General features: G+C 65.9%; 17 protein-coding genes. 9 read left to right on the forward strand and 8 right to left on the reverse strand.

What is annotated here, in order from left to right; genetic code table 11:
• Positions 1-175: 175 nt before the first annotated feature.
• Positions 176-1,054: a non-homologous end-joining DNA ligase gene (gene ligD / locus WFP36_RS16510; protein WP_336982138.1), complete on the reverse strand. Its 879-nt coding sequence runs from the start codon at positions 1,052-1,054 to the stop codon at positions 176-178.
• A 97-nt stretch (positions 1,055-1,151) separates the two neighbouring features.
• Here ligD and WFP36_RS16515 point away from each other — a divergent pair, with 97 nt between their 5' ends.
• The 3 genes from WFP36_RS16515 to WFP36_RS16525 all read left to right on the forward strand — a co-directional run bounded on the left by WFP36_RS16515 (position 1,152) and on the right by WFP36_RS16525 (position 4,789).
• Complete coding sequence (locus WFP36_RS16515; protein ID WP_336982139.1) at positions 1,152-1,823, forward strand: glutathione S-transferase family protein; 672 nt, start codon at positions 1,152-1,154, stop codon at positions 1,821-1,823.
• Positions 1,824-2,095: 272 nt separating this feature from the next.
• Entirely contained in the window at positions 2,096-2,482 is a 387-nt protein-coding gene (msrB, locus tag WFP36_RS16520; RefSeq protein ID WP_419716650.1) for a peptide-methionine (R)-S-oxide reductase MsrB, read from the forward strand.
• Between the two features lie 129 nt (positions 2,483-2,611).
• The gene (locus WFP36_RS16525; RefSeq protein WP_419716649.1) at positions 2,612-4,789 is read left to right on the forward strand and encodes a transglycosylase domain-containing protein; all 2,178 of its coding nucleotides are present in this window, start codon (positions 2,612-2,614) and stop codon (positions 4,787-4,789) included.
• 137 nt (positions 4,790-4,926) lie between these two features.
• On the opposite strand, the gene WFP36_RS16530 is transcribed toward WFP36_RS16525, so the two are convergent.
• From WFP36_RS16530 to hflK, 3 genes are all read right to left on the reverse strand, one after another.
• On the reverse strand, positions 4,927-6,453 hold the full coding sequence (locus tag WFP36_RS16530) for a Do family serine endopeptidase (protein ID WP_336982182.1): 1,527 nt from the start codon (positions 6,451-6,453) through the stop codon (positions 4,927-4,929).
• Positions 6,454-6,590: 137 nt separating this feature from the next.
• The gene (gene hflC / locus WFP36_RS16535; protein ID WP_336982143.1) at positions 6,591-7,436 is read right to left on the reverse strand and encodes a protease modulator HflC; all 846 of its coding nucleotides are present in this window, start codon (positions 7,434-7,436) and stop codon (positions 6,591-6,593) included.
• A 3-nt stretch (positions 7,437-7,439) separates the two neighbouring features.
• Positions 7,440-8,630, reverse strand: coding sequence for an FtsH protease activity modulator HflK (gene hflK / locus WFP36_RS16540; protein ID WP_336982145.1), 1,191 nt, complete (start codon positions 8,628-8,630; stop codon positions 7,440-7,442).
• A gap of 102 nt (positions 8,631-8,732) precedes the next feature.
• Here hflK and WFP36_RS16545 point away from each other — a divergent pair, with 102 nt between their 5' ends.
• The 3 genes from WFP36_RS16545 to hemH are packed head-to-tail and all read left to right on the forward strand — an operon-like array spanning position 8,733 to position 13,041.
• Positions 8,733-9,701 (forward strand): Mrp/NBP35 family ATP-binding protein, encoded by a 969-nt coding sequence (locus WFP36_RS16545; RefSeq protein ID WP_336982147.1) that lies wholly within the window; start codon positions 8,733-8,735, stop codon positions 9,699-9,701.
• A gap of 22 nt (positions 9,702-9,723) precedes the next feature.
• Entirely contained in the window at positions 9,724-11,991 is a 2,268-nt protein-coding gene (locus WFP36_RS16550; protein ID WP_336982148.1) for a molybdopterin cofactor-binding domain-containing protein, read from the forward strand.
• Positions 11,992-12,018: 27 nt separating this feature from the next.
• Positions 12,019-13,041 carry a ferrochelatase gene (hemH, locus tag WFP36_RS16555; protein WP_336982149.1) on the forward strand — a complete coding sequence of 341 codons (1,023 nt, stop codon included), beginning with the start codon at positions 12,019-12,021 and terminating at the stop codon, positions 13,039-13,041.
• Between the two features lie 102 nt (positions 13,042-13,143).
• Here the strand turns inward: hemH and WFP36_RS16560 are convergent, their stop codons facing one another.
• From WFP36_RS16560 to WFP36_RS16570, 3 genes are all read right to left on the reverse strand, one after another.
• A complete protein-coding gene (locus tag WFP36_RS16560) occupies positions 13,144-13,674 on the reverse strand; it encodes a GNAT family N-acetyltransferase (RefSeq protein ID WP_336982151.1) in 531 nt (176 codons plus the stop codon).
• Between the two features lie 65 nt (positions 13,675-13,739).
• Positions 13,740-14,306 (reverse strand): OmpA family protein, encoded by a 567-nt coding sequence (locus WFP36_RS16565; RefSeq protein WP_336982152.1) that lies wholly within the window; start codon positions 14,304-14,306, stop codon positions 13,740-13,742.
• A 159-nt stretch (positions 14,307-14,465) separates the two neighbouring features.
• Positions 14,466-14,633: a DUF1674 domain-containing protein gene (locus WFP36_RS16570; RefSeq protein WP_336982154.1), complete on the reverse strand. Its 168-nt coding sequence runs from the start codon at positions 14,631-14,633 to the stop codon at positions 14,466-14,468.
• Positions 14,634-14,802: 169 nt separating this feature from the next.
• Between WFP36_RS16570 and WFP36_RS16575 the strand changes: the two genes are divergently transcribed.
• Complete coding sequence (locus tag WFP36_RS16575) at positions 14,803-16,035, forward strand: RsmB/NOP family class I SAM-dependent RNA methyltransferase (RefSeq protein WP_336982156.1); 1,233 nt, start codon at positions 14,803-14,805, stop codon at positions 16,033-16,035.
• A 2-nt stretch (positions 16,036-16,037) separates the two neighbouring features.
• Here the strand turns inward: WFP36_RS16575 and msrA are convergent, their stop codons facing one another.
• Entirely contained in the window at positions 16,038-16,577 is a 540-nt protein-coding gene (msrA, locus tag WFP36_RS16580; protein ID WP_336982157.1) for a peptide-methionine (S)-S-oxide reductase MsrA, read from the reverse strand.
• A gap of 110 nt (positions 16,578-16,687) precedes the next feature.
• On the opposite strand from msrA, the gene WFP36_RS16585 reads away from it, so the two are divergent.
• Together WFP36_RS16585 and WFP36_RS16590 are read left to right on the forward strand one after the other, a co-directional pair.
• Complete coding sequence (locus tag WFP36_RS16585) at positions 16,688-17,539, forward strand: class I SAM-dependent methyltransferase (protein WP_336982159.1); 852 nt, start codon at positions 16,688-16,690, stop codon at positions 17,537-17,539.
• A gap of 85 nt (positions 17,540-17,624) precedes the next feature.
• On the forward strand, positions 17,625-18,077 hold the full coding sequence (locus WFP36_RS16590) for an SgcJ/EcaC family oxidoreductase (protein WP_336982160.1): 453 nt from the start codon (positions 17,625-17,627) through the stop codon (positions 18,075-18,077).
• Positions 18,078-18,353 lie beyond the last annotated feature (276 nt).

The raw sequence follows: 18,353 nt of genomic DNA on the forward strand, positions 1-18,353 counted from the left end.
TTCGTCATCCCGGACTTGTTCCGGGATCCCGCTATTTCCGGACACAAAGCTGGACCCCGGCACAGGGCCGGGGTGACAGTGGATGGAGGGCGGCCTCATCCGTCGTCCCGGACTTGATCCGGGACCGCTGGCCAAGACACGCCCAGATCACAGCGATCCCGGGTCAAGCCCGGGATCACGAAGCTGGCAGCCCCTGCCCCGCCACGCCCCACCCCTTCAACGCTCCATCACCCGCTCGCGCGAGCAACTCCCCCGCATCGGCCAGCGTGAAGCGCTTTAGCTCGTCCATCCCCGCAAGCTCCTCCCAGCTCACCGGCGCGGCGACCGGGGCGCCGGGACGGGCGCGGGGGGAATAGGGGGCGATGGCGGTGGAGCCGCGCGTGTTGCGCAGCCAGTCGATGAAGACCTTCCCCTTGCGCTTTTCCTTGCTCATCGTGGCGGTGAAGCGGCCTGGCTGATCTTCGGCCAGGGCCTTGGCGAAACCCTCCGCGAAACCGCGATGCGCATCCCATGATGCGCCCGGCGTCAGCGGCACCACCACATGCACGCCCTTGCCGCCCGTCAGCATGGCGAAGCTGGCGAGGCCCTGCCGTTCCAGCCCGGCGCGTATGTCGCTCGCGGCGGCAGCGACCTCGGCAAAGCCCAGCCCCTCTGCCGGATCGAGATCGAACACCATCCGGTCGGGCTTCTCGATATCGGCCGCGTGGCTGGCCCAGAGGTGGAATTCCACTGCGCCCATCTGCACGCATTCGAGAATGCCCCCGGCGCTTTCGACATAGAGATAGGGCTCCACATCTCCCTCCTTCTCCTCGATCTCCACGCTCAGCACATGCGGGCCGAAGCTGCCTGTGCGATGTTTCTGGAAGAAACAGTGTTGTTCGATCCCCTGAGGGCAGCGCACGAGGCTGACCGGGCGCCCGGCAAGGAAGGGCAGCATGGCCGGGGCAAGCGCGCGGCAATAATCGGCCAGATCGCCCTTGGTGAAACTGCCATCGGGGAACACCACCCGTTCGCGGCTGGTGATCTCCACCTCGTCATCCCTGGGCTGCGGCATGTCTCGCCTCCCTTCGATTGCACTCTAACCCTTCAATCCCCAGCCGCAATCGGCTTGCCGGTGGACGCACGTTAGCAGTTGCGGCAAGGATGGCCCCATGTGGCAACTCTATCAATTCCCCCTTTGCCCCTTCTCCCGCAAGGTCCGGTTGCTGCTGAGCGAGAAGGGCATCGCCTATGAGCTGGAGCGGGAAAATCCCTGGGACGGGCGCGACGAATTCTACGCCCTCAATCCGGCCGGGCGCACGCCGGTGCTGCGCAATGCGGAGCGGAACATCACCCTGGTGGATAGCCGGGCGATCTGCGAATATTTCGAAGAGACAGTGGACAAGGCGCCGATGATCGTCGGCACCGCCCAGAACCGCGCGGAAATCCGCCGTCTGGTGGCCCTGTTCGACGAGAATTTCTTCAACGACGTGACCCTGCCGTTCCTCAACGAGCGGATGAAGAAGCGCCTGTTCATGCGCGCGCCGCCGGATTCGCAATTGCTGCGTTCCGCGATGAAGCTGGCGAACGACCATCTCGATTACATGGATTGGCTGATCGACAATCGCCCCTGGCTGGCCGGTTCGCAGATGAGCCTGGCGGACCTTGCCGCCGCCGCGCAGATTTCGGTGGCGGATTATCTCGGCGGGATCGACTGGTCCGGCCATGAGCAGACACGCGGCTGGTATTCGGTGTTCAAGAGCCGCCCGAGCTTCCGCCCGCTGCTGTCGGAACGGATGGACGTGATCCAGCCGCCCAGCCACTACGCGGATGTGAATGCGTAATTTGCCTCGCCTCAGGCGCCGGCGGGGCCATCCGGCCCCTTGGCTGTTCGCGCCATAAGGCGCGGCGCGCGTTCGCGCTTGCGGTCCGCTGGTCGCGGACCGATATATTGCTCCTGACCTTTACCATGGCCGAGTTTCGGGCCGCCCATTTGGGCGGCCTGCAAGGCCGAACGGCCGCCCGCAGCACCCTCAAGTACAACTTGAGGGTGTGAGGAAAGCCAAGGCGGCGGATGCCGTCGCCGGCGATTGAGGAGAAAAAAGTGCCCGAGAAGATGAACCTCACGGACGAGGAATGGCGCGAGCGCCTCAGCCCGGAAGCCTATATCATCCTGCGCCGCGCGGGGACGGAGCGGGCCTTCACCGGCAAATATGAGAAGAACAAGGCCGCCGGCATCTATCATTGCGCAGGGTGCGGCCTGCCGCTGTTCGCCAGCGAGACCAAGTATGACAGCGGATCGGGCTGGCCCAGCTTCATGGCGCCGGTCGAAGGCGAGGCGGTGGAGGAACTGCGCGACGCATCGCATGGCATGGTCCGCACCGAAGTGCGCTGCGCCCGCTGCGAAGGGCATCTGGGCCATGTCTTCCCCGATGGTCCGGGGCCGGACGGCCTGCGCTATTGCATCAATTCCGCCAGCCTCGATTTCGAGCCGGAGGACTGAAAGCCCCGGCCGGAAGGCGGGCTGCTAAATTCGCCGTTAACGCCCCGTTACTAATCCCCTATGCATCGCAAATCTCGGAAGCGGGCTGCGCGTGGCGCGCAGGCATACGGGCAAGGATAGAATAGCCGCATGGCACGCAATCGCAGCGTGGGGTCGAAAGCGACGCCGCGCGACAGGGTGAGGGACACCGGCTCGGGCAATGGCGGCGGAGGGCGCAGGCGCCCCGGCCGTTTCCGCATGTGGATGAAGCGCCTGTTCCTGTGGGGCAGCTTCCTTGCCCTGCTGGGCGTGATCGCGCTGGGCACCGCCGTCTATTTCGCCGCCAGCAATTTGCCGAGTTTTTCGGAACTGAAGGATATCAAGGCCGGGCAGACCATCGTGTTGCGCGCGCGCGACGGGTCTGAAATCGTCGCCATGGGGCCCAGTTACGGCGAGTGGCTGAGGTCGGACGAGATCCCACAAGTGATGAAGGATGCGATGATCTCGGTTGAAGACCGGCGCTTCAACTCGCATTTCGGGATCGATCCGCTGGGCCTGGCCCGCGCGCTGTGGGTTTCCTTGCGCGATGACGAGCGTGCCCGCGCCACGTCCACCATCACCCAGCAGCTGGCCCGCAACATCTTCCTCAATTCCAACCGCACCTTCGACCGCAAGGCGCGCGAGGCGGTGCTGGCCATGGCGCTGGAATGGAAGTTCTCGAAGGAACAGATCCTCGAGCTTTATCTCAACAAGGTCTATTTCGGCGGCGGCGCCTATGGCATCGATTCCGCCAGCCGCAATTTCTTCAGCCACTCCGCGCGCGACCTGTCGCTGGGCGAGGCGGCGATCATTGCCGGGCTGGTGAAGGCGCCGAGCCGCTATTCCCCCACGGCGGATGTGCAGGCGGCCGTGAGCCGCGCCAATGTCGTGATCGCGCAAATGAAGAAATATGGCGCGATCTCTCCGGACGAGGCGGATGTGGACGTTTCGGCGGTGAAGCTCGCCCCGCAACAGGCGCAGAATTCGGTGCGCTATTTCACCGATTGGGTGCTGCCGCAGCTCGACCTGCTGCTGCCCGAGACGGACGAGCCGCTGGAAGTGTGGACCACGCTGGATACGGCCATGCAGAAGGCCGCGACCGACGCGATCAGGGCCAATACGCCCAAGGGCGCGCAGGGCGCGCTGGTCAGCCTGGATCGCGACGGGGCGATACTCGCGCTGGTCGGCGGCACGGATTACGTCGCCACCAATTACAACCGCGCCACCAATGCCGTGCGCCAGCCGGGCTCTGCCTGGAAGCTGTTCGTCTATCTCGCCGCGCTGGAAGCCGGATATACGCCCGATGACCGGGTGGTGGACGAGCCGGTGACCATCGACGGCTGGAGCCCGCGCAATTCGGGCGGCAGCTTTGCCGGCGAGATCGATGTGCGCAGCGCCTTTGCCTATTCGAAGAACACGGTGGCCGCGCAACTGGGCAATGAAGTGGGCTTCGGCACGGTTGCCGCCATGGCCCGGCGCTTCGGCATCACCACGCCGATCAACACCAATCCCTCCATGGTGCTGGGCACGTCCGACGTGCGCCTGATCGACATGACGCGCGCCTTTGGCGAGGTCTCCGCACGCGGCCGTTCGATCGAGCCCTATGGCATTTCCAAGGTGACGACAGTGGACGGCGATGTCCTCTATCGCCGCGAGGCACCGCGCAGCCAGCAGCTTGTGCCCGATTACGTCGCCGCCGGGATTACCGACCTGCTGCAATCGGCGGTCAGCGTCGGCACCGGCCGCGCCGCGCAGATCGGGCGCCCGGTTGCGGGCAAGACCGGCACGACCAGTTCCAACAAGGATGGCTGGTTCCTTGGCTTCTCCAGCGGGATCACCACCGGAGTGTGGATGGGGCGCGACGATGCCAAGGCCGTGGGCGGCCTTTCCGGCGGCACGGCCCCGGCGCGGGCTTTCGCCTCTTATATGAAGGTCGCGGTGAAGAACCGCCCGGTCGAGAAGTTCGAGACCGACCTCAAGCTGCCCGACTGGCAGCTGGAACCTGATGACGAGTTCCTGTTCGGCGATCCCGGCGATTATTATTACGTCGACGAGGAAGGCAATCTGATCGAGCCTTCCGGCCCGCAGGAGCCGCGCGGCACGCCATTCCCGCCCGACGACGGCAGCGGCGGCCAGCAGAGCCCGCGCGGCGCCGGGCTGGTCCCGGCAAGCCCAGCGCCGCCAGCGGCCAGTCAGGACTTCCTCGAGCGCGCCACCGGCGGCCGGAGCCAGTCTTCGGGCGGAGCGCGGTCTTCAGGGCAGGGCGGCGGAACCCAGCCTTCGCCCTGAGGGGCAGGATATCCCTCCCCCCTTGTGGGAGAGGAACGGGTTGGGGGCGGCAATCCCATACAGAAAGCCCAAACAGAAAGAGCGCGCCACCCGGATCGGGGGCGCGCTCTTTTCTATAGCGCTGCGGCTCTGGCGGATTAGCGCAGGCGGACTGCGATGTAATCCTGCGGGCGGCGCAGCGGCTTGACCTGAAGCAGCACCGCATCGCGGCCGGCATCCTTGGCGGCCTGCACGGCGGCTTCGAATTCCGCCACTGTCGTGACCGGCTTGGTGTTCACGCCCAGCACCACGTCGCCGCGCTGCAGCTTGCGGCCGGCATCGGCAGAAGCATCCACCGCATCTACCAGCACGCCCTTGCTGTCGCGCGGCAGGCCGAGCTGACCGGCGATCTGCGGGGTCAGTTCGGTGGCGCGGACACCCAGCGTCTTTTCCAGCACGCCTTCCAGCTGCTGCGGGGCATTGTCGCGGCCGTCGGGCTGCGCTTCGGGATCGAACACGCGGCCTGCCAGTTCTTCCTCGCTCGGGCGCTTGCCGACCGTGGCGGTGAGGGTCATCTTCTGGCCGTTGCGCAGAATTTCCAGCGGCACCTTGGTGCCCGGCGCGATATTGGCCACGATGTAGGACAGGGTCTGGTCCGGCGTCACGTCCTGGCCATTGACCTTGAGCACGATGTCGCCAGCCTGCAACCCTGCCTTGTCGGCCGGTTCGCCCGGTTCGATCGAACGGACGAATTCGCCGCGCTTGGCGGGCACGCCCAGCGATGCGGCGATATCCTCGTCCACCGCGCTGATGCGCACGCCCAGATAGCCGCGCTCGATCGGCTGGCCCTTGATGAGCTTGTCCACGATGGGCTCGGCGGTTTCGGCGGGAATAGCGAAGCCGATGCCCACGCTGCCGCCCGAAGGCGAGAAGATGGCATTGTTGATGCCGATCACCCGGCCCTGCATGTCGAACAGCGGGCCGCCCGAATTGCCCCGGTTGATCGAGGTATCGGTCTGGATGTAGCGGTCATAGGCAGAGCCCGTGCCGGTGTTGCGATAGACGGCCGAGATGATGCCGGCCGTGACCGTGCCGCCAAGGCCGAAGGGCTGGCCGATCGCGATCACCCAGTCACCCACGCGCGACTGGCGGGAATCGCCGAATTCCACGAAGGGGAAGGCCTTCGTGCGTTCGATCTTCAGCACCGCAAGGTCCGAAGCCGTATCGGTGCCCACCAGAGTGGCGGGATATTCGGTGCCGTCGGTCAGGGTGACAGTGATCTGTTCCACCTTGCCCTGCCCGTCGGCAGTGATGACGTGATTGTTGGTCACCACATAGCCATCGGCCGAGATCAGGAAGCCGGAGCCGAGCGATTGCGCCTCGCGCGTCTGCGGCACGCCGCCGCCGCGCGGGGTGAGGCCGCCGAACAGGTCGCCGAAAGGCGTACCGGCGAAGGGGCTGGTATTCACGGTGATGCGCTGGCGAGTGGAGATGTTCACCACTGCCGGCTGCAATTGTTCGGTCAGATCGGCAAAGCTGACAGGAGCGCCGGCCCGCGGTACCACGCGCTGCATCTGGCTCTCGTTGTTCTGGGCGACCTGGGCGCCGGCGGGGTGGCCGGTGATCAGCGAAATGGCCGCGCCGCCGATCAGCAGCGCGGATGAAAATCCATAAGCGTAACGCACGGGCTTCACGTCCTCTGTTCCTCTCGTCTTCGCGCATTGCTGCGCTGGCTCGGACAGCCGCACTCTCTGCGTGTGCGGCCTGAACCGAAATTGAATGACATTCGTAGTCGAACCGGGGACGGCGCAAAGCCTTGGTTTCAGCGGGCACCCCGGAACTGGCGGAGATATTCGTTATCCGGCGACAGGATGATCGAGCTTTCCGATTCGGTGGAGCCGAAGGTCGTGTCGTAGCTCTGCATCGCGCGGTAGAAGTCGTAGAACTGCGGGTCCTTGCCGAAGCTGTCGGCATAGATTTTCGCAGCCTGTGCATCGGCTTCGGCGCGGATGATCTGGGCGTCCCTCAGGCCGGTGGCCTTGGTGGTCGCCGCTTCCTGTTCACGCGCGGACTGCATGCGGGCAAAGGCCGATTGCAGCGGCGAGCCCTGCGGCAGGTCCGCCCGCTTGATGCGCACGTCCAGCACCTGCGCGCCATATTCGCGGGCTTCGGCATCCAGCTTGTTGCGGATATTGTGCATGGTGGTGCCGCGTTCGGCCGTGAGCAGCGAGGCGAAACTGCGGCGGCCCAGTTCCTGGCGCACGACCGAGCTGAAGATCGGCGAAAGCTGCGCCTCGACATTCTCGGTGGAGCCCACGGTGCGAACCATTTTCACCGGATCGATGATGCGGTAACGGGCAAAGGCATCCACTTCCAGGCGGAGCTGGTCGGTGGAGAGCACCTGCTGCGGCTGCATGTCCAGATCGCGCACGCGCTTGTCGATGCGTTGCACGGTTTCCACGAAGGGAATGCGGAAATGCACGCCCGCGCCGGTCTGCCCATAGGGCACCTTGGGCCGGAACGGATTGTAGACGCGCACCGGATTACCGGTCTGCACGATCACGACCTGTTCGGATTCAGGCACGACGATCACGCTCGACAGAAAGGCGCCCAGCGCGACGAGCACGGCGATGATGGCTACCTTGTAGCTCTGCCAGATCTGGTTCATCGCTTATTGCCCTCCCGCAGGCTTGGCCGCCGGAGCGGCGCGCTTCTTGATTTCGGGCAGCGGCAGGTAAGGCGTCACGCCATTGGCTTCCACGATGGTCTTGTCGGTGCGGCTGAGAACCCGCTCCATGGTTTCGTAATACATGCGGCGCCGGGTCACTTCCGGGGCCAGCCTGTATTGTTCGTAGACCTTGTCGAACGCGGCGGCATCGCCCTGCGCGCGGGCAAGCACCTGCTGCGCGGCGGCTTCGGCCTGGTTCTTGTAGGTTTCCGCTTCCTGCTGTGCGGCGGACACGGCCTTGAAGGCTTCTTCCACTTCGCTTGGCGGATCGGTCTTGCGGATTTCCACACCCTGAATCTGCACGCCCGAGCGATAGGCATCGAGGACTTCCTGCATGCGCCTGCGCACATTGGCCTCGATGTTAGAGCGGCCCTCGCCGGAGAAGACGCTGTCCAGCGGCTCTTCCGCGACCGACGCGCGCATTGCGGCCTCGGCCACTTCGCGCACGGTGTTTTCGGGCTCGGCCAGCTGAAAGCGGTACTGCTTGAGGTCCTTGATGCTCCAGCGCACGAGATAGGACAGGTTCACCAGGTTCTGGTCGCCCGTCAGCATCAGCTTTTCGGCATCGCCTTCCGGAATCTGGAAGATGCGGATTTCGGAAACCTGTTCGACATGCACGTCCTGGATTGGCCAGGGCAGCGTCAGCGAGATGCCCGAACCGATGGTGCGCGAATATTTGCCGAAGGTGGTGACGACGCCCTGTTCCTTGGGGCCGAGCTGGTGGATCATGGAAAAGGCGAGCGCCAGGCCCACCACGCCGGTGATCAGGAACGGCGTCCAGCTGCGTCCGCCGGGGGCGGGGGGCAGGCGGAAGTTCGGGCCGCCGGGGCCGCCCGAACGGCGCCGCGGGCCTTCGGGGCCGCGCGTCTTGAAGATATCCTCTATGCTGGCCGAGCGGCGCGGCTCGTCGCCATTGCCGCCACCGGACCCGCCGCCGGCCCCGCCACCGGGAAGCCAGGGATTGCGCGGGCCGCGCGGGCGATCGCCCGATGCTTCCGGCTGCTTGCCGCCATCGCCTCCGGGCGGATTCTCGCCCGAATTGTCGCTGCCCTTGCCATCATCCGCACCGCCGCTGCCGCCCCAGGGGTTCTTGCCTGCCATGGCGAGCGTGATGCGATCGAAAAATCCGCCCATTCGTTCCATGCGGTCACTTATAGGCACGAAATGCGCGAAAAACAGGGTGCGCGTTGCAGATTTTCCCTGCAACCGGCCCGTAGCTTCGCTAACGGGGCACAGATGAGTACCGAAGACATTCTGAAAAGCCGCCTTCCCGCCAAGGCGCTGGAGCGGCTGCAGACGCTGCGCCTTGCCGATGGCGTGGCCACACTGATCCTCGATGCCAGCGGGCTGGACGCCCTGGCGCGCGACAAGATGGAGATCGCCGTGCGCGATACTTTGCGCGATGCCGAAGGTGTCCGCGAAGTGCGCGTGGCGCTGATGGCGGACAAGGCTCCACCCGTGGCGCGGCGTATCGTGGCCATCGGTTCGGGCAAGGGCGGGGTGGGTAAATCCACGCTCACCGCCAATCTCGCGGTCGCGCTGAAGAAGGCAGGCCACAAGGTCGGCGTGGTCGATGCCGACATTTACGGCCCGTCGCAGCCGACCCTGCTGGCAAGCCAGGGCGAGCGGCCGCGGGCGGAAGGCAACAAGCTGATCCCGGTGCCCAGCGCGGCGGGCATTCCCGTACTGTCGATGGGCCATCTGGTGGAGCCGGGCAAGGCGATTGCGTGGCGCGGGCCGATGGCCGGCAATGCGCTGGGCCAGCTGATCGATGCCGAATGGGGCGATGTGGACGTGCTGCTGATCGACCTGCCGCCGGGCACGGGCGACGTGCAGCTCACCATGCTGCAGCGCTTCAAGCCCGCGGGTGCGGTGATCGTTTCCACTCCGCAGGACCTTGCCCTGATCGACGCGACCCGCGCGATGCAGCTGTTCGAAGCCGGACAGGTTCCGATCATCGGCATCGTGGAGAACATGGCCGGCTATGCCTGCCCGCATTGCGGCGAAGTGTCCGATCCCTTCGGCCATGGCGGGGCGGAAATCGCCGCGCGGGAAAAGGGCGTGGACTTCCTGGGCCGCGTGCCGCTGGCGATGGAAATCCGCATGGCCAGCGATGCAGGCACGCCGCCCGCCGCAGGCGACGGGGCAGAGGCGCAGGCCTTTGCCGATATCGCCCGCCGGATCTCGGACTGGCTCGGGGCCTGACGCAACCGGGGGGAGGCACGCCATGCAGATTTCGCGCAGAGGGGTGCTGGCAGGGGCGGCAATCGGCGGAGGGCTGCTGGTTGCCTGGACTTTGCGCCCCCGCCGCTTCGCCGTTCCCCTGAGCGCCGGGCGTGACGAGGCAAGCTTCGATGCCTGGCTGAAGATCGCGGCTGACGGCGTCATCACCGTGGCCGTTCCGCAGCTGGAAATGGGGCAGGGCGTCACCACCATCCTGCCGCAGGTCGTGGCGATGGAACTGGGGGCGGACTGGCGGCAGATCGCGGTCGAGCCTACTCCGGTCAGCGGGGCCTATCCCAACCTGCCGCTTGCTGCGCAATGGGCGCCCCTGTGGAAGCCCGCGCTGCCTTTTCTGGCAGAGGATGCGGATGACTGGCTGGTGCGCCGCTTTGCCGAGGACAAGCGCTTCATGGTGACGGCGGACGGCATGTCTCTTGCCGCCTATGAAGAGCCCTGCCGCCACGCCGCCGCCGCCGCGCGGGCGATGCTGGCAATGGAAGCCGCGGATCGCTGGGGCACCTCGTGGGAGGAATGCGAGGCTGAGGGCGGCTTCATCATCCATGGCAAGAAGCGCCTGAGCTTTGCCGCACTCGCGCTGGATGCCGCAAGGCAGACGCCGCCGGACCCGCCGCCGCTGCGCTCGCTCCCGCCGCTCGAAAAGCCGAGCGATCTGGGAGCGGAGGCGCCGATCTTCTATCCAAGGCTGGATCTGCCCGCCAAGGTTGACGGCTCGCTGCTGTTCGCCGGTGACGTGCGCCTGCCCGACATGGTCTATGCCGCGATCCGTCACGGGCCTATCGACCGTTCGACTCTCAAGCGCTTCGACATGAGTGCCGTGGCGGGCTCCCCCGGACTGGTCGGCGTAGTGAAGGCCAAGCGCTGGATCGCCGCCGTGGGCGAGACGTGGTTCGCGGCCGAGAAGGCCCTGCGCAAGCTGGCCCCCACTTTCATGGTCTCCGGCGCCGTCGACAGCGGCCGGATCGAGGAAGCGCTCGAAAACGGAGTGATGAAGGGCAGCCCGGAACGCATCGTCACGCGCGGCGATGGCGTCAGTGCCATGGGCAAGCCGACCTATCGCGCACGCTATGACGTTTCCCCCGCGCTCCATGCCACGCTCGAAACGAGCACGGCCACGGCGCGGCTCGGCGAGGGCCGGCTGGAATTGTGGATCGCAACGCAGGCGCCCGAACATGCGCGCGAGGCGGCGGCGAAAGCGCTGGGCCTCTCCAGCGCCGACGTGGTGCTCTATCCCATGCCTGCGGGCGGCAGCTTCGACCGGCGGCTGGAAGTGGACCATGCCGTTGAAGCGGCGCTGATCGCGCGGGAGATCGGTCGCCCGGTCCAGCTGATCTGGTCGCGTGGGCAGGAAGCACTGGCCGGGCGCCCGCGCACGCCGGTCGCCGCGCTGCTTTCGGCCAAGACCAGCGAGAATGGCCATATCGCCATCTGGCGCGCCAAGCTGGCCCTGCCGCCCACGGCGCAGGAATTCGGCGAGAGGCAGTTCAACAATCTCGCCAGCTGGTCCGCCATCGAGGCGAGCGAAGGCCGGGCCGATCCCATGGCCGTGGAGGGAGCGGAGCCGCCCTATGGTTTCGAGCATGTCGCGGTGGATCACGTGCCGGTGAATATCGGCCTGCCCACCGGGCGGATGCGCGGCAATGCCCACGGCTATACCTGCTTCTTCACCGAGAGCTTCATGGACGAACTGGCCGCGCTGCATGAGCGCGAGCCCCTGTCCTATCGCATGGAGATGCTGGGCAACGATCCGCGCCTCGCCCAATGCCTGCAGCGCGCGGCGCGGCTGGCCGAATGGGGCGGCGGCGGCGACCAGAGCGGGCAGGGCCTTGCCTGCCACCGCATGGGGCCGATGGAGGCAGGCGGCCGGATCGCGGTGATCGCCACGGCCAGTCAGGGCGAAGGCGGCGTGAAGGTGGAGAAGCTCTCCGCCGCCGTGGATATCGGGCGCATCGTCAATATCGACATTGCCCGCCAGCAGATCGAGGGCGGGCTGATCTTCGGCATGGGCCTCGCTCTGGGCGCGGCCACGGATTACGAGCGCGGGCAGCCCACCAACTACAGGCTGGCGGCTCTCGCTCTGCCGACCTTGGCCGATTGTCCGGTGATCGAGGTCGATTTCGTGGACAGCGATGCCGAACCCTTCGATCCGGGCGAACTGGGCGTGGCCGTGGCGGCGCCGGCCATCGCCAACGCGCTGTTTTCGGCAACCGGCCTGCGCCTGCGGCGTCTGCCCTTGTTGTCAGATGGCTTGTAAGGCAAGGCGGCCTATGGGGCCTTTGCTATGACTTACGCCGAACAGAAACTTCCTGCCGCTCATCCTTCCGTCCGCACGGGCGGGATCGGCGTGCTGCTGGTCAATCTGGGCACGCCCGATGCCTCTACGCCCGAGGCGGTGAAGCGCTATCTGGCGGAATTCCTGTCCGATCCGCGCGTGGTCGAAATCCCGAAGCTGATCTGGCAGCCGATCCTGCGCGGCATCATCCTCAATACGCGGCCGAAGAAATCCGCCGATGCCTATCAGCAGGTGTGGACCGAAAAGGGCTCGCCGCTCGCTGCGATCACGGCCGAGCAGGCGCAAGCCCTGCAGGCGCGGCTGGGCAGTGCGGCCACGGTCCGCTGGGCCATGCGCTATGGCAATCCGTCCATCCCGCAGGAACTGAAGGCGCTGATGGAGCAAGGGTGCGACCGCATCCTGCTCGCCCCGCTCTATCCGCAATATTCGGGTGCCACCAATGCCACGGTGGTGGACAAGGCGGCCGATGCCCTGCGCGCCATGCGCTGGCAGCCGGCCTTGCGCACCTTGCCGCCTTATTACGACGATCCGGTCCATATCGCGGCGCTGGCAAAGGATCTCGGCGCGCAGCTCGATGCGCTGGATTTCGAACCCGAAGTGCTGCTGCTCAGCTTCCACGGCATGCCGGAACGCACGCTGCATCTGGGCGATCCCTATCACTGCCAGTGCCAGAAGACGGCGCGCCTGCTGGGTGAGGCACTGGGCCGGCCGGGCCTGCGGATCGACACGACTTTCCAGTCCCGCTTCGGCCGCGCCAAATGGCTGGAACCGGCAACCGATGCCGTGCTGGAAGCAGAGGCGAAGGCAGGCACGAAGCGCATGGCCGTTGCCGCGCCAGGCTTTTCCGCCGACTGCCTCGAAACGCTCGAAGAACTGGCGATCCGGGGGCGCGAACAGTTCCTCGAAGCCGGTGGAGAGCGCTATGCCACGCTTGCCTGCCTCAATGCGGGCGATACGGGGATGGCGATGCTTGAAACGCTGGTGCGGCGCGAACTGGCGGGGTGGGTTTAGGGAGCCGTTCCGACTTCGTCATTGCGAGCGTAGCGACGCAATCCAGAGCACAATGGGTTTCGCCTTGGATTGCTTCGGTCCTTTGGACCTTGCAATGACGCATCAAGTAGCCGCCGCCCACTCCCGCGCTTCCAGCGCCAGATCCACGCTGTCCAGCCATTCCCCGCCAATATACCAGCTCTTCTCGCGATAGCCGGTCTCGGCGAAGCCCAGCCGCCGCAGCAGGTTGAGGCTGCCCGTATTGCGCGGGTCGACATCGGCGGTGATGCGGGCAAGCAGGTGCGTGGTGAAGCCCCGCTCCAGGATCGGGCGCATCGCTTCCTGCGCGAAACCGTTGCCCCAGCTGTCGGGGTGCAGGAAATAGCCGATGGAGGGGAAGCGGTAGAAGCCCGCCTTGCCGATCACCCGGCCATCATGCTCGATGATGTAATCCTCGCCCTCTTCCGGGCGGATCGCCATCATCACTGCCAGCCAGCTTCGGGTGGTTTCGATCGAGCAATGGGGCGGGGTGGACCAATAGGCCATCGCCCGCTTATCGCTCATGATCGCATGCAGACCGTCAAGATCGCCTTCTGCGGCGGGTCGCAGGGTCAGGCGTTCCGTCTGCAGAACAGGGGGGTGAGTGGCGGCCATGGCCAGACCTATCGCCCGCCGCGCATCCCGGCGCAAGCGGACGGCAGGTCTGGCGAACTGGGGCCTTACTTCAGGACGACGATCACCACGCGGCGATTGGCCGCGCGGCCGGCGGCCGTGTTGTTGGCGGCGACGGGGGCTTCCTCGCCATAGGAAATGGTGGCCATGCGGCTCAGCGGCACACCCGCCTTGTAGAGTGCCAGGCGCACGGCTTCGGCGCGTTCCATGCCCAGCTTCTGGTTGTAGCTGTCCGGACCGGTGGAATCGGTGTGGCCCTGGATTTCGAGATAGGCACTGGCGTTTTCGGCGCGCAGCTGGTTCGCCAGATCGGCAAGGCGCTGCTGCCCGGTGGGCGAAACCACCGCGCGGTTGCTGTCGAACTTCACTGCATCGTCGGACAGGACGACATCATAGGCGAACTTGCCCTCGGCCAGCTTGCCGGCGGCGATGGCGCGTTCGAGCGCTTCGCGGCTGGTCTTGTCGATCTGGTCCATGCGCTGGTCGGCCTGATCCATCCGGGCGTTCTGGCGCGTTTCCAGCTCGCCGACCCGGTCCTTGACGTAACCCTTGGTAGCGCAGCCCGAAAGGCCGATCGCTGCCGCAGCCAGAAGCGCGGTGTGGGTAAGACGCATTGAATTCTCCAATTGTGCAACCTGTTCTTCTTGGGCTGCGCACACGTGCCCCCACAGGCGAGCGCGGCCAAGCGACGCCCTCGTGCCGTCCAAGCGTGGGACGATGTAGCGCTAAGGGTTAATGCGGTGCCTATTTGCGGTGGATTGGTTGGATCGCGGTCAGAAATCGACTGCGATGCCGTCTTTCACCCAGTCGCCATAGCGCGTTGGGCTGAGTCCCTGCGGGTCTTCGCTCGGCCTGGCGTCCTGCGGCGCGGGCACGGGTGTGTTGTCCCAATGGGCAGGTTTCTTGAAGGGCTGGGGCCGCTGTGTGGCGCGCTTCGTCATGTGTAGAAGATGGGCGCGTGGGTCCTGCAAGGCAAGCCGGGTTTTGTTCGTCCTTGCGAGTGGCGCAGCCGCGAAGCAATCCATCGCGTAACGTGCAGCGGCCCTGGATTGCTTCGGCTCACTCGCAATGACGAGTTGATCGGCATGAAACCCGGTCTATTGCGTCACCATGGCTGACATACCCGGACTTCCCGCGCGCCGCGCTGCGCTCAAGCTTGCCGACGCCGTGCTGCGCCGGGGCGAAACGCTCGACGTGGCCGCCCATGCGGCCTTGCAGGGGCTGCCAAGCGGGGCAGACAAGGCGCTGGCCCGCGCGCTGGCTTCCGAAGTGTTGCGCTGGCTGGTGGACCTCGACGCGTTGATTGATTCGGCCACGCGGCAGATTCTGCCCGAGGATGCCAAGCCGCGCGCCGTGCTGCGGCTGATGCTGGCGGGCTGGCTCCGGCTGGACACGCCGCCTCATGCCATTGTGGCCACTGCCTTGCCGTTGCTGACGGGCGGGCCGCGCCGGCTGGCCCATGGCGTGTTCGGTGCGCTGGTGAGGAAGGGCGTGAAGCTGCCTGCCGCGCCGACCCTGCCCGAGCCGGTGGCTGCGCGCTGGGGCGAACGGTCGGCCGCCATTGCCGCCGCGCTGGCGGAACCGCCCCCGCTCGATCTTTCGCTGCGCGATGCGGCGGAGACGGCAAAATGGGCCGAGGTGCTTGGCGGCACCTCGCTGCTGCCCGGCCATCTGCGCCTGCCGCGCGGCACGGCGGTGGAAGATCTGGCCGGCTTTGCCGAAGGCGCCTGGTGGGTGCAGGATCTCGCTGCCAGCCTCCCCGCCCGCCTGCTGGGCGAAGGGAAAGGCCGCCGCGTGCTGGACCTGTGCGCCGCGCCGGGGGGCAAGACACTGCAACTCGCCGCCGCGGGCTGGGATGTGACTGCGCTCGATCTCGGGCCCAAGCGCATGGCGCGGCTGAAAGAGAACCTCGCCCGCACCGGCCTTTCCGCCACTCTGGTGGTGGCCGATGCGCTGACATGGGAGCCGGAGGGGGCATTCGACGCCGTGCTGCTGGATGCGCCCTGCACCGCCACCGGCACCTGCCGCCGCCATCCCGATGTGCTGCACCGCATCGGCCCGCGCCAGATCGAGGAAATGGCCGAGCTGCAAGCGCGCCTGATCGAGCGCGCGGCGCGCTGGATCGTGCCGGGGGGAGAGCTGGTCTATGCGGTCTGCTCGCTGGAACGCGAGGAGGGCGAGGATCAGCTCGCCCGGGTTACGCTCGCCGCCGAAGCGCCGCAGCCTTCCATGCTGCCGGAAGGCATTGTCGCAGCGGCGGAGGGCTGGATACGTACCGATCCGGGAATGTTGGCGGAACAGGGCGGGCTGGACGGCTTCTTCATCGCCCGCTTCCGGGCCTGAACTCAGCCTTCCTTCACCCGCTGCGCAAAGCCCTTGCGCAATTTGGCCAGCTTGGGCGGGATCACGGCGAGGCAATAGGGGTTACGCTGGCCTTCGCCCTGCCAGTATTCCTGATGGTAGTTCTCGGCCGGATACCATTCCGCCGGGCCTTCGATGGTGGTGACGACCTTGCCGCCATGCTCCAAATTGGCGCGGGCAATCGCGGCCTCGGCCTCGGCGCGCTGGGCATCGCTCAGCGGGAAGATTGCGGAGCGGTATTGGGTGCCGATATCGTTGCCCTGCCGGTTCAATTGCGTGGGATCATGGGTGGCCATGAACACGTCCAGCAGATCGGCATAGGAAATGACCGCAGGATCGAAGGCGATGCGGATCGCCTCGGCATGGCCGGTCGTGCCAGTGCAGACTGCCTTGTAGCTGGGATAGGGCACGCTGCCGCCGATATAGCCGCTCTCCACTTCCTCCACCCCGGCGCACATGCGGAACACCGCTTCGGTGCACCAGAAGCACCCGCCGGCCAGGATTGCCGTATCAAGTCCGCTCATAGGGGAATCTCCTTCGGTGCATGAGATAGGAGGCCGATGGCTGCTTGTCATCCGGGCCCCTTCGCCTAGAGTTCGCCCACAAGAAGACTGACTCCACGGGGAGAGGATCGATGAGGAAGTTTATAAGCCTGGCCGCGGTCGCGGCGCTGGCGGCAACCGGGCTGGCTGCTGCGCCTGCCCTGGCCGAAACGAAAGAGGCCGCCGTGCCGGCCAATCCCGCGCTCGACGCCGCGCTCGCTTCGAAAATCCGGGGCGATGACGGCAAGCGCGACAAATATCGCCACCCGCGCGAGACGCTGACCTTCTTCGGCGTGGAGCCCGGGATGACCGTGGTGGACTATATGCCGAATGGCTGGTGGTTCACGCGCGTGCTGGTGCCCTATCTGGGCAAGGACGGGGCCTATATCGGGATGAACCCCGATGTCTCGAACCAGACCGGATATATGAAGAACACCTATGACGATGTCGCCGGCAAGCTCGCCGCCGAACATGCGAAATGGGCCGGGCCGAACGATGCGAAAGTATCGGGCTTCAACGTCAATGCCGTGCCCGAAGGGCTGGACGGCACAGTGGACCGGGTGCTGATCTTCCGCGAAGTGCACAACATGTTCCGCTTCGACTGGCTGCGGCGCGATCTGGCGATCATGCGCAAGATGCTGAAGCCGGGCGGGCTGATCGGCATTACCGACCACCGCGTGGCCGAGAACGTCCCCTTCGAGCGCAGCGACGGCAATAAGGGCTATATGCGCGAGAGCGACGTGATCGCCCTGTTCGCCGCCAGCGGCTTCGACCTTGTGGCCAAGAGCGAGATCAACGCCAATCCCAAGGACCCGACCGACTGGGAAATCGGCGTGTGGGAATTGCCGCCCAGCTATGCCGGGGCCGACGATGCCAAGCGGGCCAAGGTCGATGCGATCGGCGAGAGCGACCGCATGACCATGGTGTTCCGCAAGCGTCCGTGAAGTATCCAGGCGCGGGGAGTCCGTTGTGGACAGCCCCGCGTCGCATTGTAGGATCGGGCACACCATTCAATCCGGGGGGATTGCGATGATTCGAGCCGTTGTAATCCTGTGTGCCGCCCTGTCGCTCGCCGCCTGCCAGGTGGCGAAGGAGCCGGGGGCGACGGATATCGAGAAGCAGGCCGTCCTTGCCGCGCTGGCGGAAAGCACGGCTGGCTGGAACAGCGGCAATCTCGATCGCTTCATCGGCGTCTATTCGGAAGACCCGCAGGCCAGCTACGTCACCGCCGAAGGGCTGGTGCGCGGGCGCAAGGCGCTGGCCGAGCGCTATTCGGCGAAGTACGATTTCGCCAACCCCGCCACGCGCGGCGCGCTGAGCCTGGAAACGCTCGATTTCCGCCTGCTCGATGCCGAACATGCGCTCTATATCGGGCGCTATACGCTCGCCTATCCTGACGGAAAAATGGCGTCCGGCCCCACCAGTCTTGTCCTTCAGAAAGAGGCGGGCGGGTGGAAGATCATCGCCGACCATTCGAGCTAGGTCGTAAACTCATAAATGCCAGGCACGAGGCATCCAAATGGCGAACATATCGGGCCGAAAGGCGTGCCGCGGAGGCTGACTGCCTCTGCCAGCGCCTTTCGGTTCGAGATGGAAGCCATTTGGATGTCCCGCAGGGATTTGACCAAAATGGCCCAGCGCAGCGTCGGAGAGGCTGGAAATATCGACATATTCCTGCGCCTCCCCTCCTCGCGCCGGGCCATTTTGCCTCAAACCTCGTGACTGGCATTTATGAGTTTACGACCTAGACTTCACCGG

Origin of the sequence: Fulverythrobacter fulvus (assembly GCF_037154085.1) — a bacterium.
Lineage (GTDB): Bacteria > Pseudomonadota > Alphaproteobacteria > Sphingomonadales > Sphingomonadaceae > Andeanibacterium > Andeanibacterium fulvum.